The sequence below is a fragment of the Ignavibacteria bacterium genome, assembly GCA_016873775.1.
Taxonomy (GTDB): domain Bacteria; phylum Bacteroidota; class Ignavibacteria; order UBA10030; family F1-140-MAGs086; genus JAGXRH01.
The window spans coordinates 1-14,385 of the sequence record VGWC01000060.1 but is presented as its reverse complement, the minus strand read 5'-3'; the positions used below and the strand labels follow the sequence as shown (position 1 = coordinate 14,385).

The window sequence follows — 14,385 nt, the reverse complement described above, 5'->3', positions numbered from 1 at the left end:
TTGATGATAACGTTCTTCCGATTATTGAAAAACATTGCCGCGAAGGAAAATTCCCGCTCGAACTCGTTCCGAAAATGGCGGAGTTGGGAATGTTCGGTCCAACGCTGCCACAAAAATACGGCGGTTCGGAATTAAACAATGTCGCGTACGGATTGATGACACAAGAACTTGAACGCGGCGATAGCGGAATACGAAGTTTCGCTTCTGTACAAAGTGGTTTGGTGATGTTTCCGATTTTTGCGTACGGCAGCGAAGAACAAAAAATGAAATGGCTTCCGCAACTTGCAAGCGGAAAAAAAATCGGTTGCTTCGGATTGACGGAACCGGATTTTGGTTCTAATCCCGGCGGAATGATTACACGCGCGGAAGAAACTTCGAGCGGATATTTATTGAACGGCGCGAAGATGTGGATTACGAACGGCACGATTTCCGATGTTGCTGTTGTGTGGGCAAAACTGAACGGCGTTGTGCGCGGATTTCTTGTCGAGAAAGGAACGAAAGGTTTTACCGCGCCTGAAATGAAAGGCAAACATTCTCTTCGCGCGTCGGTGACTTCGGAATTAGTGTTCGACCATTGCGAAATTCCAAAAGAAAATTTATTACCGAATGTTCAAGGACTGAAAGGTCCGCTTGGATGTTTGACGCAAGCGCGATACGGAATTGCGTGGGGCGGAATTGGTGCGGCAATGGCGGCGTACGAATGCGCTCTCGATTATTCGAAATCAAGAATTCAATTTGGAAAACCAATAGCGTCGTATCAAATGACACAGGAAAAACTTGTGTATATGGTTACGGAAATTACGAAAATGCAACTCGTGTGTTTGCAACTCGGACGAATGAAAGACAACAAGACAATGCGCTTTCAGCAAGTTTCGTTTGCAAAGCGAAATAATATTCATCACGCATTGGAAATTTGCCGCATTGCACGTTCGATTCTCGGCGCGAACGGAATTCTCGACGAATATCCCGTGATGCGGCACATGGCAAACCTCGAATCGGTGATTACCTACGAAGGAACACACGAAATGCACACGCTGATTATCGGTGAAGATATTACGGGAATTGCAGCGTTCGAATAATAGTTTGAGGTTTGGGATTTGAGGTTTGAGGAAAAAGTTATTGGTTATCAGTTATTTGTTATTAGAATTTTTTCTATTTCAACTGGCCAATAACGTCTGACTACAGCCGATTTACAATTAACAGATAACGAATAACGAATAACATACAACGAATTGAACGGGAACATTTTTTCGCAACGCATAAAAAATCTTCGAGAAGAATTGCATTCACAAAACGTGGATGCAATTTTCGTTTCGTTTCTTCCGCAACTTCGGTACTTTTCCAATTTTTCCGGTTCGTACGGATTGGGAATCATTTTAAAAAACGCACATCGCACATCACATATCGCAAATCTTTTTTTCTCCGATGGACGATACAAAGAACAAGTAAAACAAGAACTCAACGGTTGGAAAGTTTTCATCACGCGCGATAATTTGATTGAGTTTATCAAAGAGAAAAAAATATTGAGCGGAATAAAAAATATCGGCTTTGATAAAAAGACGCTTTCGTACGCCGAACACTCAAAACTCGTTGAACTGTTTCCGCACACAAAATTTATTCCGCTTGAAAACGTTTTTGAAAAATTTGTTTCTATAAAAGATGAAACGGAAATTGATTCTCTTAAAAAAGCGATTTCAATTACAGATAATGTATTCACTGAAATTCTTTCTGCCATCGAAATCGGAATGACGGAAAATAAACTCGCAGCAGAAATTTCTTTTTTGCAAAAAATTTACGGTGGAGAAACAGATGCGTTTGAACCAATCGTAGCAAGCGGTTGGCGAGGAGCATTGCCGCACGCTCGTTCATCGCACAAGAAAATCAAACATGGCGAAATGCTCGTGCTTGATTTCGGAACGGTGGTGAACGGTTATCATTCCGATATGACGCGCACAATTTCGACAGGGAAAATTTCGCGCGAAATAAAGAACGTGTATCAGGTTGTAAAAGATGCTCAGCAGTTTTCAATTGATGCAGTGAAAAGTGGAAAACAAGCAAAAGCGATTGATAACGTTGCGCGTGAATATATTCGCAAAAAAGGTTATGGAAAATTTTTCAATCATTCGCTGGGACATGGCGTTGGTTTGCAAATTCACGAATGGCCCAAACTTTCAACAACAAGCGAAGCGGTGTTGCAAACGGGAATGGCGATTACCATTGAACCGGGAATTTACATTCCAAATTTGTGCGGAGTACGAATTGAAGATGTTGTCGTTGTGAAAAATGACGGATGTGAAGTGTTGACACAATCGAAGAAAGAACTGATTACGATATAAATGCAAAACGAAAAATGAAAAAAGAAAAACATTTTCAATTTCCCATTTTACATTTTACATTTTACATTTTGCATTGACAATGGAACTCCGAGACATATTAGTTATCGCCTATTACTTTCCGCCGATGGGCATGAGCGGTGTGCAGCGAACGTTGAAGTTTGTAAAATATCTTCCGCAATTCGGATGGAAGCCAACGGTTCTCACTGTTACGCCGACGGGATATTTTGCGCAAGACGAAAGTTTGCTCGAAGAAATCAACGGTAAAGAAATTGAAATTGTTCGCGTTGGTTCGCTTGACCCGAATTGGGTGTTCCGAAAAAAAGGAACGGTGGAAATGCCGAGCGAGTTTGTACGAAAAACGTTTCAGTTTGCAAGCGATTGTTTTTTTATTCCCGACAATAAAGTTTTGTGGAAACGAAAAGCGTTGAATGTAGCGCGCGAAATTTTTCGGCAGAAAAAAATTGAACTCGTGTTTGCAACTGCTCCTCCGTGGACAGATTTTTTAATTGGGCACGAACTGCAAAAAGAATTCAATGTTCCGCTCATTGTGGATTATCGCGATTCGTGGTTGAACAATCCGTTTAAATATTTTCCCACGCCGCTGCATCGTTATTTGAATATGAAGATGGAAAAAAAAGTGTTGAGGAAAGCATCAAAAATTCTTACAACCAACCGTCGAGTAAAGGAGTTGATTTTAAAGAAGCACCATTTTCTTCATTATCAAGATGTGCAGATTCTTTCCCAGGGATTTGATGCGGAAGATTATTCCTTTCATCAAAAACATCATCACGATGGCATATTGAAAATTGTCCATGCGGGAGCGTTTTACGGTGGTCGTTCGCCGCTAACATTGTTGCGGGGATTGAATAAATTTTTTGTGGCGCATCCGAAGTTGCGAGAAAAAATAAAAGTAGAGTTTATCGGAAAAATACGTGGCGATGAAAAAAAACTTGTGGAAAAAATGCAGTTGCACAATATTATTTCGTTCAGCGGATATTTGAATCATCACGAGTGTGTGAAGAGATTATGTAATGGCGACATAGTTTTTCTTGCTGTTGACAACGATGTGCAATCACCGGGAAAACTGTATGAATATCTGGGAACGCGAAAACCGATTCTTGCATGCATTCCGAATGGATTTTTGAAACAAACGATTGAAGATTCGGGAATGGGATTTCTTGTTGCTCCCAACGATTCAGAGATGATGGCAACAACGTTATACAAATTATATCAGTTGTATGAAACAAATTCTTTTCCAAAGCCCGATGAAGTTTTTTTGCAGCAATTTGAGAGAGAAAAATTAACAAGTGATTTGTCAAGAATTTTTGGTTTTTTAATTCCAGTGTAATATGAAAATACTCATAACCGGCGGTGCAGGATTCATCGCTTCGCATATTGTTGATGCATACATTAACGTGGGGCATAATGTTGCAATCGTTGATAATCTTTCGACAGGATTCGAGCGTAACGTAAATCCGAAAGCAACATTTTTCAACATAGATATTCGCTCGGAAGAATTGCAAAGCGTGTTTGCGGAATTTCGTCCTGATGTTGTGAATCATCACGCGGCGCAAATGGACGTGAGGAAATCTGTTGCGAATCCAACGTTTGATGCAGAAATAAATATTCTTGGCGGAATAAATTTACTCGAATGTTGCAAAGAATACAGCGTGAAGAAATTTATTTTCGCTTCTACCGGTGGCGCAATTTACGGCGAGCAGGATTATTTTCCCGCCGATGAACAACATCCGCAACGACCGCTTTCTCCGTATGGTATTGCAAAACTCACAACAGAAAAATATTTATTCTACTACAAAGAAGTTTTCGGTTTGAACTACACAGCGCTTCGATACGCAAATGTGTATGGCCCGCGACAAAGCACGATGGGAGAAGCAGGTGTTGTTGCAATCTTCGCGTCGAAAATGTTGAACGGTGAACAACCAATTATCAACGGCGATGGAATGCAAACGCGCGATTATGTTTTTGTGGAAGATGTTGTGCAAGCAAATCTTCTCGCGTTGAACGATAATGTTTCAACCGAATACAACATCGGAACGGGAATTGAAACGAATGTGAATGAATTATTTCACACAATCAGAAAACTTTGCAATTCCAACGCAACCGAGAAACACGGCGAAGCAAAAGCGGGAGAACAAAAACGCAGCGTTCTTTCAACAATAGAAATTTCTTCTGCACTTGGTTGGAAACAAAAAGTAAATCTTGAAGAAGGATTGAAACGTACGGTGGAATATTTTAGGAGCACACGATAATGATTGCCATTCTACTTATTTAAATTCCAAATGTCAAATTTCAAATTACAAATAAAATCCAAAATTCAATTTCCAAATTTCAAAACCAAATATTGGAATTTTGTCTTTGAAATTTATTTGTCATTTGCTATTTGTTCTTTGGTGCTTTTCAACTGACTGCGATGGAAGTATCACAACTTTCCGAACAAATACTCCTCGGTGAACGCAGAGCAATCGCGCGTGGAATTTCTCTTGTCGAAAATGAATCGCCGAATGCGTTGGAACTTCTTCGCACGCTCTTCCCAAAAACCGGAAACGCATATCGCATCGGAATTACAGGTCCTCCCGGTGCTGGTAAAAGCACGATTACGAATAAACTCGCGCTTCACTATTCACAACAAAATAAAAAAGTTGCTATCATCGCCGTTGACCCAACTAGTCCTTTCACGGGCGGCGCGTTACTCGGCGATAGAGTGCGAATGACGGATGTGGAAATGGAAGCAAATGTTTTTATTCGTTCGATGGCATCGCGTGGTTCGCTTGGCGGGCTTTCAAAAAAAACGAAAGAAACTGCTGATGTTTTTGATGCAGCGGGATTTGAAATTATTTTACTCGAAACAGTCGGTGTTGGACAATCGGAACTTGATATCGTAAGCGCGGCGGATACTACAATTGTCGTGCTTGTTCCCGAAAGCGGCGATTCTATTCAAGCGATGAAAGCGGGATTGATGGAGATTGCAGATTTTTTTGTGCTGAATAAATCCGATAGACCGGGGGCGGAACAAGCGGTGATGTCTATAAAAACTGTTCTCGGACTGGCAACACGTTATGCGCAACACACGGAAACAACGTGGATTCCCGATGTTATTTCTGCTGTTGCGAATGAAGGAAAAGGAATTGACAAAGTAGCGGAGATGATAACGAAACACAGAACATCGCTTGAACGAACAAACGAACTCACCAAAAAACGAAGCGAGCGCATTGAAGAACGTATCCGTGAACTCGTTACTGAACAACTTCACCAAAACTTTTGGAACACAACGCGAGAAGAAATTTTGAAAAAAGAAATTGCTTCTGTTCTTTCTCATCTGCGTACGCCGTATGATGTGGTGGAAAAACTTTTAGAAAAAACTTGAACTTTTATTTTGATTTACTTTTTTCCAATCGCTATTCCATCCATTCCATAATCAATCTTCACCGCATCTCCTTCTGCAATTTTTCCTTCGACGATTTGCAGAGAAAGTTCATCGAGGATTTCGTTTTGGATTAAACGTTTGAGCGGTCGCGCGCCAAACACTTTATCGTAGCCCGCTTTTGCAATGTACCGCGCAACAGCATCCGTAAATTCGAGCGAAATATTTTTCTTTGCCAAACGTTCTGCAACGCGTTTCAATTGCAGCGTTACAATCTCCGCAATTTCTTCTTCCGTCAAATGCTGGAAGATAATCGTGTCGTCAATGCGGTTCAAAAATTCCGGGCGAAATGTTGTGCGTAAAATTTTCTGCACTTCTTCTTCCTGTTTTCTTCTCTCATTCGCAAACTTCGCAATCTCGCTGCTTCCCAAATTCGACGTCATAAGTATCAGCGTGTTTTTGAAATCCACCGTTCTGCCTTTTGCATCTGTGAGTCGTCCGTCGTCCAGCACTTGCAGCAACACGTTGAAAACATCGCTGTGCGCTTTTTCAATTTCGTCAAACAACACAACCGTGTACGGATGACGACGCACGGCTTCGGTAAGTTGTCCACCTTCGTCGTAACCGACATATCCCGGCGGCGCACCAATCAATCTCGCAACCGAATGCTTTTCCATATACTCGCTCATATCAATGCGCACCAACATTTTTTCGTCGTTGAAGAGAAATAACGCCAGCGCTTTTGCGAGTTCGGTTTTTCCCACACCTGTCGGTCCGAGAAAAATAAACGAGCCCATTGGTTTTCCTTCTTCCTGAATTCCCGCGCGACTTCTTCGCACAGCATTGGCAACAGCGCGAATCGCTTCCCGCTGTCCCACAACACGTTTCGTAAGTTCCGATTCCATCCGAGAAAGTTTCAGCGTTTCTTCCGCGAGCATTTTTGTTACGGGAATTCCTGTCCACTTCGAAACAATTTTTGCAATGTCTTCTTCGGTTACTTCTTCGTTGAGAATTTTATGTTCTTTTTGAATCGCCGCAAGTTTTGTTTGCACGTCTTTTATTTTTTTTTCGTGCGCAGGAATTAATCCGTACCGAATTTCCGCAACGCGCTGTAAATCCTGCAAACGTTCAGATTGCTGCTCTTCCAATTTCAGTTGGTCAATTTCTTTGCTGAAAAATTTTATTTGCTCGATGAAATTTTTTTCCGTTTGCCATTTCAGTTCAAATTGTTTGTTTTCTTCCTGCAACTCTGCAAGTTCTTTCTCAATAACATCCAATCGTTTTTTCGATGGCTCATCGTTTTCTTTCTTCAATGCTTCGCGCTCTATTTCAAGTTGCTTTATGCGGCGATGAAGTTTATCAATCTCCGTCGGCTTGCTGTCAATTTCAATGCGAAGAACGGACGCGGCTTCATCCATCAAATCAATCGCTTTGTCGGGAAGAAATCTGTCGGAAATATAACGCGCGGAGAGTGTAACAGCGGCAACGATTGCATTATCCCGGATTTTTACGCCATGATGCACTTCGTATTTTTCTTTAATGCCGCGAAGAATAGAAATTGCATCGTCTATCGTTGGCTCTTCCACTTGCACGGGTTGAAAGCGGCGTTCGAGCGCGGCATCTTTTTCCACGTACTTGCGATATTCTTTCAGTGTTGTTGCGCCGATTGTTCGCAGTTTTCCACGAGCGAGCGCAGGCTTCAGTAAGTTTCCTGCATCCATCGCACCTTCTGCTGCACCGGCGCCAACAATTGTATGCAACTCATCAATAAATAAAATTATTTCTCCATCGGAACTTTCAATTTCTTTCAACAATGCTTTTAATCTGTCTTCAAACTCACCGCGGTATTTTGTTCCTGCAATCATCGCGCCCAAATCGAGAGAAAGAAGTCGTTTGTTTTTTATTGTTTCTGGAACATCGCCATCAACAATTTTTTTTGCAAGTCCTTCGACGATTGCAGTCTTTCCCGTTCCCGGTTCTCCGACAAGCACGGGATTGTTTTTCGTACGGCGTGAAAGAATTTGCAGTATGCGGCGAATCTCATCATCGCGTCCAATCACCGGGTCAATATCGCCGGCGCGCGCCTTTTGTGTGAAATCAACCGTATATTTTTCGAGAACGTTGTATTTGCTTTCCGGTTCCTGGTCGGTGATGCGTTGCGTTCCGCGCAATGTTTGCAATCCCTTCAACACATCGTCGTATTTCACGTTGAGAATTTTCTTCACGTCTTTTTGTTCAAGCATTGCAAGAAACAAATGTTCCGTACTGATGAATTCGTCGCGGAATTTTTCCGCTTCTTTTTCTGCTTTGTTCAATACTTGCTGCAATTCGTTGGAAGCATATTGTCCCATTGCACCGGAAACCTGCGGAAGTTTTTTCAATTCTTTTTTCGTAAGGGAAGAAATTTCATCGGGCTCGATTTCTAATTTCTGTAACAGCGACGGAATCAATCCATCTTTTTGTTCGACGAGTGAAACAAGTAAATGCAACGGCGTAATTGCCTGATGAGAATATTCCGTCGCAATACTCTGCGCTTCGTGCATTACTTCAGTTGCTTTGGTTGTGAGATTGTTGGGATTCATAGGTAAAAAATTTGCAAAAAAATATGAATGAAGTAAATAAACAAAAAGTGAAATTGTGAAAAAGAATGAACATTCGATTTATGTTTCCGTGATATGTTCACAAAGAATGAACAGAATTTCACCGAACAATTAATTTCTTACAGGAGATGCATTGACACAAAGATTATTAGCGCTTTCAACGTTTCGGTTTTTTCTTTATCGGAGAGAGAAGTATTTTTGGACTCAATAATTTCAACAATTCGTTAGTCAAATTTCAAATACTAACTTATGCATCACCAAAAAATAACACCATTTCTTGGGTTCGGCAATAATGCTGAAGCAGCAGTAAATTTTTATACGTCCATATTCAAAGATTCAAAAATCTTGAATGTTGCACGTTACGGAGAAGATGACGTGGATTATTTTTTGGAACAGACTTACAGAAGGTGGAAACAAATCACGATGCGTTGGGAGAATTGATGAACAATACTGATTTTGAAATAAGTCAGCATGCGATGAAAGCGTTAATGCAAATAAAAAAAATTGACATTAAAACTTTGCAGGAAGCATAGCAGAATTGAACAGCATTAAATACATTGCGGAAATTGAAAACGTGCAAGAGTATTCATTACACGGAAATACGGACAACGCCAGCATATTGCCGTTGCACTTTCCGGCGAAACACAAACGTGGAATTGCTCGAAAGAGAATACAACGTTGCAAATTACAAAATCAAAATCATTTCAAGTTTTTGAATGGTTACTTGATTCAAAATTTACACCAGTAGAATGGCGCGTGAGAAAATCTGCACTTCACGCAAAATCGAAGACAATGACATTGAAGTGAGATTCAAAAGTTTCTTTCTTCGTCAAAACGCATTATATTAGTCGCGGATTTTCATAGCATATAACTATGAACACAACGACAATTCAATTTTCAGAAATTTTACAATGAAGCGTTTCGGAACGCATTCAATTTGTAGTTCTCGATTTACAAATTATTAATGACGAATTACAAATTACTTTTTTATGAATAACAACGGACAAAAACTTACACCGCAAATTCGCCGCGAGAATCTTTCTTTCTTGCAGCGTACATACATTCCCGAAATCGCAAAAGGATTAGTGCTTACGTTTGGAAAAATGTTCGGGAAAAAATTTACGCGCCAATATCCCGAAGAACGATGGACTCCGCCGCCATCATTTCGCGGAAGACCTGTTCTCGTGCAGGAAGAAAACGGAACCGAGCGTTGCGTTGCGTGTGGTTTGTGCGCACGCGTGTGTCCCGCATTAGCAATCGAAGTGCAAGCAAGCGAAACGCCGCAATACGATAAAGAGCGTTATCCCGTCAAGTTTGAAATCAATATGCTGCGCTGTATATTCTGTGGCTTTTGCGAAGAAGCGTGTCCCGAAGAAGCAATCGTAATGAGCGATGAATACGAACTTGTCTTCGATAAAATGGAAGATGCTGTGTTCGGAAAAGATAAACTCCTCATTCCGAAAAAGAAATTGCAAAAGCGGTTGGAGTTTTTGAGGGAGTATAAATAATTTTTCTTTTGAATTAGTAAATAGAACACAGATAACGCAGATGCAACAGATTTAAACGGATAAAATCAGTGAATATCAGTCTAATTCGTGTCATCAGTGTTCTATTACAGATTAGAATATAGTTCACAAAAAATAATAATGAAATTCTTTTTTCTCACAATTTTTCTTTTACTCGGAACAATGTCCAATTCCATTTCCCAATCCCGAAACCAGTTCGGGACAAGTCTCAACATTCCTTTTGAAAAATATGAACTCGCAAACGGCTTGCAAGTTGTTTTGCACGAAGACCACACGGTTCCGATTGTGTCAGTGAATATTTGGTATCACGTCGGAGGCGCAAATGAAAAACTCGGTCGCACGGGATTTGCGCATTTGTTCGAGCATTTGATGTTTGAAGGAAGCGAAAACGTACGCGATGGACAATACGACCAAATCGTTGATGGTTCCGGCGGACAAAATAACGGCTCAACAGGTTTTGATGCAACGAATTATTGGTCAGTTGTTCCGTCGAATAATTTGGAACCGGTGCTGTGGCTCGAATCCGACAGAATGGGATTTTTGCTTCCCGGAATTACGCAGGATAGATTAGATTTGCAACGTGATGTTGTAAAAAATGAACGCAGACAATCGTACGAAAATCAGCCGTATGGAATGTCGTGGATGAAATTGTTCGATGCATTGTATCCGCAGGGAGTTCCGTACAATTGGCTTCCTATTGGTTCGCAAGAAGATTTAACCGCCGCGTCGCTCGATGATGTGAAAGATTTTTTCCGAATTTATTATGCGCCGAATAATGCAAGTCTCGTGATTGGCGGCGATATTGACATTGCGAAAACAAAACAACTTGTCGAAAAATATTTTGGAAGTATTCCGCGCGGAAAAGAAATTCCTCGACCGCAACCAACTAACGTTTCGCTCAATGAAACCAAGCGAATGGTGCTTGAAGACAACGTGCAGCTTCCGCGTTTGTATATGTTTTGGCTTTCGACTTCGATGTACGAAAACGACGATGCGTCTCTTGCGTTGCTTTCCGATATTTTATCGAGCGGAAAAAATTCGCGCTTGTATAAATCGCTTGTGTATGAAAAACAAATTGCGCAAGATGTTTCCGCGTTTCAAGATGGCAATGCGCTTTCGGGAGATTTCGGAATTATTGTAACGGCGAAAGAAGGATATACGCTTTCAGAAATGGAACAAGCGGTGAACATCGAACTCGAAAAAATAAAACGCGAAGGAATTGAAGCAAGAGAATTGCAACGTTCAAAAAATAGTATTCGCGCGAGTTTTATTTACGGATTGCAAAACGTCGGCGGATTTGGAAGTAAAACGGATAAACTCAATTTCTACAATACATTTTTCGGAAATCCCGGACGATTCAACGAAGATTTACAACGCTACGAAACGACAACGGCAAACGACATTCAAAACGCTACAAAAAAATATCTCGATATGAATAAACGCGTTGTGTTGAGTATTGTTCCGAAAGGGAAACTGGAATTGCAAGCGAAATAATAATCTGTTAGAAAAAAAAATTGATATTATAACCACAAGATTAAGCCCATATGCAATGAAACTCTATAACATTTATTTATATAATCCAGATACGCGAGTGTACGATCAAAGTATTGGAATATTTGATAGCGTTGAAAAGTGCAAAGAAGAAATTCAAAAACTTTCTAATGAAATAGACACTGAATTAGCTGAAGAAGATTATGAAATTGAAGAAAAAGAACTTAATAAAAATTACTATTCGATTAAGGCAAATGATTTCATATAATTAAACCTTTCCAAATAATTTTATGGCACTAACTTTTGAGCAATTAATTCTGAAAGTTTTGAAAGAAACTAAAAAGGCACTTTCCGCTGATGAGATTTGGGATGTCGCATACAAAAAGGGTACGATAAAGAACTTGGAAGCGAAGGAAAAACTCCTATTGCGACGCTATCTGCTTTAATCTATAAAGATATAAATGAAAACAAAGAAGAAAGCCAGTTTGTATTTGAATTGTTACTGCAAAACAAATCATAGTACTTCCGCAAAAAGGAGTTTGGAGAATGGCAACATCCAGATATAGTAGGTTGTAGATTTCCAACTGAAGAATGGAAAAACCCAGAAGTATTTAAACTTAGTTCTTCGGTAGGAAATATCGCACTTCAAATTTTTTCTTTTGAATTGAAGAAGAAACTAAGTTTTGATAATTTACGAGAAGCGTTTTTTCAATCTGTTCCAATCTTTCAAATCCTGCAACGCCACCGCAGCCGAGATACTGGAAAATCCAGAATTCTTAAATGAACTGAAAAGATTAAGTTCTTCGTTTGGCATAGGTGTCATAAAGTTAGATTTAAAAGAGCCAGATAGTTCGTTTGTGTTATTTCCTTCAAAAGTAAAAGAAACGTTAGATTGGGAAACAATAACTAAACTTAATGATTTGGCGGCAAAACTCGCCCAAGTGTTCAAGGTGGGAGAATGGAACAGTTTATTAAAATAGAATTTCAGCATCTATAAATGAAGAAATGGGAAATAATGGATTGACTTTTATTGCTTTAGCAAAGGTAAAATTGTTTTGATTATTGTGTAAGTAAAATCTATCTTTGCCTAAAAATTTATCCATTAAAATAAAAAATGAAACCAGAAGAAATTTACAAAATCCTTGAAGAACAATATTTCGGGGAACATTCTCACGAACAAAAAGAAATCCAATCGCTTCAACAACTGCTCTCTGGAGTAAAAACATTTATTGATGTGGGTGCCAGTTTAGGGCAATATACTTACTATGCCAACAAATTTATTCAAAATGGAAAAATTATTTCCATTGAAGCCGACCCAGTTCGCTATAAAAGATTGTCGGAACAGGCGGCAAAATGGGAAAAAGAATCAACCAATAAAATTGAAGTAATTTATGCCGCAGTTAGCGATACTATTGGAAAAACCAAATTTTTTATTTCTAATTCCAATATAAGCGGAGGACTTTTCACCCGAGAAATTCATGATGCTAAAACTCCTGACTGGGAGGAAATAACAGTCAACTGCATCACCTTAGATTCGCTACTAAATTCAACAATTCCGGATTTTATAAAAATAGATGTGGAAGGGGGCGAATACCGCGTAATCAACGGATCGCAAAAACTTCTTCAACAAACTAATGTCCGTTTTCTAATGGAAATTCATGGGTGGGCAGATAAAGAAGCCCATCATGCACCCGAAGATGTTTTTGATATTTTTAAGGAGCACTCCTTCGCTTTTAAAAAAATTCACAGCCATATTTTATTTAAAAAGAAAGAGAATTTAAGTTTATGCGAACTTTTCGCATACTTTCAAAGAAAGTCCAAATATCAACTCAAATTATTTTTGAGAGATACGATAAGGTTTTAAGTAAAGCAGAATTGTTGAATTCAAGACTGCAATATAATTATGCCAATATCCACACAAATCAAACTTCAGTTATAACAATGGAACTACAGCATGTAGAAAAAGAATTCAAAGAAAAAGTTTGTAAAGAAATACGATTTTTTTCTGAAGGTGTTGACCGATATCGAGTATTTACTCCATTCCAATTTGATGATGGAGATTCTTTTGCGATTGTTCTCAAAAAAATAGACAAACATTGGATGCTTTCGGATGAGGGACATACTTATATGCATCTAAGCTACGAAATGGACACAGACTCTCTTGAAAATGGAAACCGAGCAAAAATTATTTCTAACACTTTGTCAAATTTTGGTATCAAAGAACAAAGAGGAATTCTTTCTGCAGAATTAGAAGAAGAGAACCTTGGAAATATTTTTTATAATTTTATACAAGGACTGTCTAAAATCACCGACATTACATATTTGAATAGAGAACGTGTAAAGTCAACTTTTTGGGAAGATTTTAAAAGTTTTGTTGAACAAAAGATTCCTCAAGAGCGATTAAAATTTAATTACAACGATTCTCTACACGACCCCGATGCAAAATATCCTGTTGATTGTCGAATAAACAAAATGGAAAAGCCCTTATTTATTTTTGCGGTTGCTAACGATGATAAATGCCGGGATTCCACTATAAGTATATTGCAGTATGAAAAATGGGGATTGCAATTTCGCTCTCTTGCTATTTTTGAAGACCAAGAAGTTGTAAATAGAAAAGTACTTGCACGGTTTAGCGATGTGTGTGAAAAACAGTACTCTAGTTTGTTTTCCAACAAAGACCGAATCGAAAAATATTTAAAAGAAACCGTTGTATAATATTCCTTGAAAAAGAAATGAATAATAAATCTGATTCTAACGAAGAAAAAATTTCCACTTTGCTAACTGAAGAACACATTCAGAAACGAAGTAAACGCGCAAGTAAATCAAAGTTCAAGAACGCTTTGAAACGTGTTCCGAATGTTGAACCGGATGAACGCGATAAATAATTTTTGTTTTCCAATGAAACAATTTTTCACACAACTCCTAACAATTTTGTTAATGACATCAACCGCATTCACACAACTCGACCGTACTATTCAACCGAAACCGGGACAACTTTCTGCGATTTCGCTTCCAACAATTCAACGCGCGGAACTTCCGAACGGATTGAA

General features: G+C 39.3%; 14 protein-coding genes. 13 read left to right on the top strand and 1 reads right to left on the bottom strand.

Annotation, left to right across the window (positions count from 1 at the left end; translation table 11 throughout):
* The 5 genes from FJ218_08565 to meaB all read left to right on the top strand — a co-directional run.
* Positions 1-1,079, top strand: a 1,079-nt coding sequence (locus FJ218_08565; protein MBM4166950.1) for an acyl-CoA dehydrogenase, incomplete at its 5' end; no start/stop codon positions are given.
* Positions 1,080-1,280: 201 nt separating this feature from the next.
* Positions 1,281-2,336 (top strand): aminopeptidase P family protein, encoded by a 1,056-nt coding sequence (locus FJ218_08560; protein ID MBM4166949.1) that lies wholly within the window; start codon positions 1,281-1,283, stop codon positions 2,334-2,336.
* 79 nt (positions 2,337-2,415) lie between these two features.
* Positions 2,416-3,684: a glycosyltransferase family 4 protein gene (locus FJ218_08555; protein MBM4166948.1), complete on the top strand. Its 1,269-nt coding sequence runs from the start codon at positions 2,416-2,418 to the stop codon at positions 3,682-3,684.
* A 1-nt stretch (position 3,685) separates the two neighbouring features.
* Positions 3,686-4,606: an NAD-dependent epimerase/dehydratase family protein gene (locus tag FJ218_08550; GenBank protein MBM4166947.1), complete on the top strand. Its 921-nt coding sequence runs from the start codon at positions 3,686-3,688 to the stop codon at positions 4,604-4,606.
* Positions 4,607-4,767: 161 nt separating this feature from the next.
* Positions 4,768-5,721, top strand: a complete 954-nt coding sequence (gene meaB, locus FJ218_08545; protein MBM4166946.1) for a methylmalonyl Co-A mutase-associated GTPase MeaB — start codon at positions 4,768-4,770, stop codon at positions 5,719-5,721.
* A 14-nt stretch (positions 5,722-5,735) separates the two neighbouring features.
* Here the strand turns inward: meaB and clpB are convergent, their stop codons facing one another.
* Positions 5,736-8,300, bottom strand: a complete 2,565-nt coding sequence (clpB, locus tag FJ218_08540; protein ID MBM4166945.1) for an ATP-dependent chaperone ClpB — start codon at positions 8,298-8,300, stop codon at positions 5,736-5,738.
* Positions 8,301-8,567: 267 nt separating this feature from the next.
* Here clpB and FJ218_08535 point away from each other — a divergent pair, with 267 nt between their 5' ends.
* The 8 genes from FJ218_08535 to FJ218_08500 all read left to right on the top strand — a co-directional run bounded on the left by FJ218_08535 (position 8,568) and on the right by FJ218_08500 (position 14,050).
* On the top strand, positions 8,568-8,759 hold the full coding sequence (locus FJ218_08535) for a hypothetical protein (GenBank protein ID MBM4166944.1): 192 nt from the start codon (positions 8,568-8,570) through the stop codon (positions 8,757-8,759).
* A gap of 548 nt (positions 8,760-9,307) precedes the next feature.
* Positions 9,308-9,826, top strand: coding sequence for an NADH-quinone oxidoreductase subunit NuoI (nuoI, locus tag FJ218_08530; GenBank protein ID MBM4166943.1), 519 nt, complete (start codon positions 9,308-9,310; stop codon positions 9,824-9,826).
* 180 nt (positions 9,827-10,006) lie between these two features.
* Positions 10,007-11,338 carry an insulinase family protein gene (locus tag FJ218_08525; GenBank protein ID MBM4166942.1) on the top strand — a complete coding sequence of 444 codons (1,332 nt, stop codon included), beginning with the start codon at positions 10,007-10,009 and terminating at the stop codon, positions 11,336-11,338.
* Positions 11,339-11,393: 55 nt separating this feature from the next.
* Complete coding sequence (locus FJ218_08520; GenBank protein ID MBM4166941.1) at positions 11,394-11,603, top strand: hypothetical protein; 210 nt, start codon at positions 11,394-11,396, stop codon at positions 11,601-11,603.
* Positions 11,604-11,699: 96 nt separating this feature from the next.
* A complete protein-coding gene (locus tag FJ218_08515) occupies positions 11,700-11,855 on the top strand; it encodes a hypothetical protein (protein ID MBM4166940.1) in 156 nt (51 codons plus the stop codon).
* A gap of 163 nt (positions 11,856-12,018) precedes the next feature.
* The gene (locus FJ218_08510) at positions 12,019-12,315 is read left to right on the top strand and encodes a hypothetical protein (GenBank protein ID MBM4166939.1); all 297 of its coding nucleotides are present in this window, start codon (positions 12,019-12,021) and stop codon (positions 12,313-12,315) included.
* Positions 12,316-12,449: 134 nt separating this feature from the next.
* Positions 12,450-13,199 (top strand): FkbM family methyltransferase, encoded by a 750-nt coding sequence (locus tag FJ218_08505; GenBank protein MBM4166938.1) that lies wholly within the window; start codon positions 12,450-12,452, stop codon positions 13,197-13,199.
* A 77-nt stretch (positions 13,200-13,276) separates the two neighbouring features.
* Complete coding sequence (locus FJ218_08500; protein MBM4166937.1) at positions 13,277-14,050, top strand: DUF1828 domain-containing protein; 774 nt, start codon at positions 13,277-13,279, stop codon at positions 14,048-14,050.
* The last annotated feature ends 335 nt before the right edge of the window (positions 14,051-14,385 follow it).

Excerpts from the sequence above, each read along its gene's own strand:
- FJ218_08555 (MBM4166948.1), top strand. The coding sequence starts at position 2,416 with ATGGAACTCCGAGACATATTAGTTATCGCCTATTACTTTCCGCCGATG.
- FJ218_08550 (MBM4166947.1), top strand. The coding sequence starts at position 3,686 with ATGAAAATACTCATAACCGGCGGTGCAGGATTCATCGCTTCGCATATT.
- meaB (MBM4166946.1), top strand. The coding sequence starts at position 4,768 with ATGGAAGTATCACAACTTTCCGAACAAATACTCCTCGGTGAACGCAGA.
- clpB (MBM4166945.1), bottom strand. The coding sequence starts at position 8,300 with ATGAATCCCAACAATCTCACAACCAAAGCAACTGAAGTAATGCACGAA.
- FJ218_08535 (MBM4166944.1), top strand. The coding sequence starts at position 8,568 with ATGCATCACCAAAAAATAACACCATTTCTTGGGTTCGGCAATAATGCT.
- nuoI (MBM4166943.1), top strand. The coding sequence starts at position 9,308 with ATGAATAACAACGGACAAAAACTTACACCGCAAATTCGCCGCGAGAAT.
- FJ218_08525 (MBM4166942.1), top strand. The coding sequence starts at position 10,007 with ATGTCCAATTCCATTTCCCAATCCCGAAACCAGTTCGGGACAAGTCTC.
- FJ218_08520 (MBM4166941.1), top strand. The coding sequence starts at position 11,394 with ATGAAACTCTATAACATTTATTTATATAATCCAGATACGCGAGTGTAC.
- FJ218_08505 (MBM4166938.1), top strand. The coding sequence starts at position 12,450 with ATGAAACCAGAAGAAATTTACAAAATCCTTGAAGAACAATATTTCGGG.
- FJ218_08500 (MBM4166937.1), top strand. The coding sequence starts at position 13,277 with ATGGAACTACAGCATGTAGAAAAAGAATTCAAAGAAAAAGTTTGTAAA.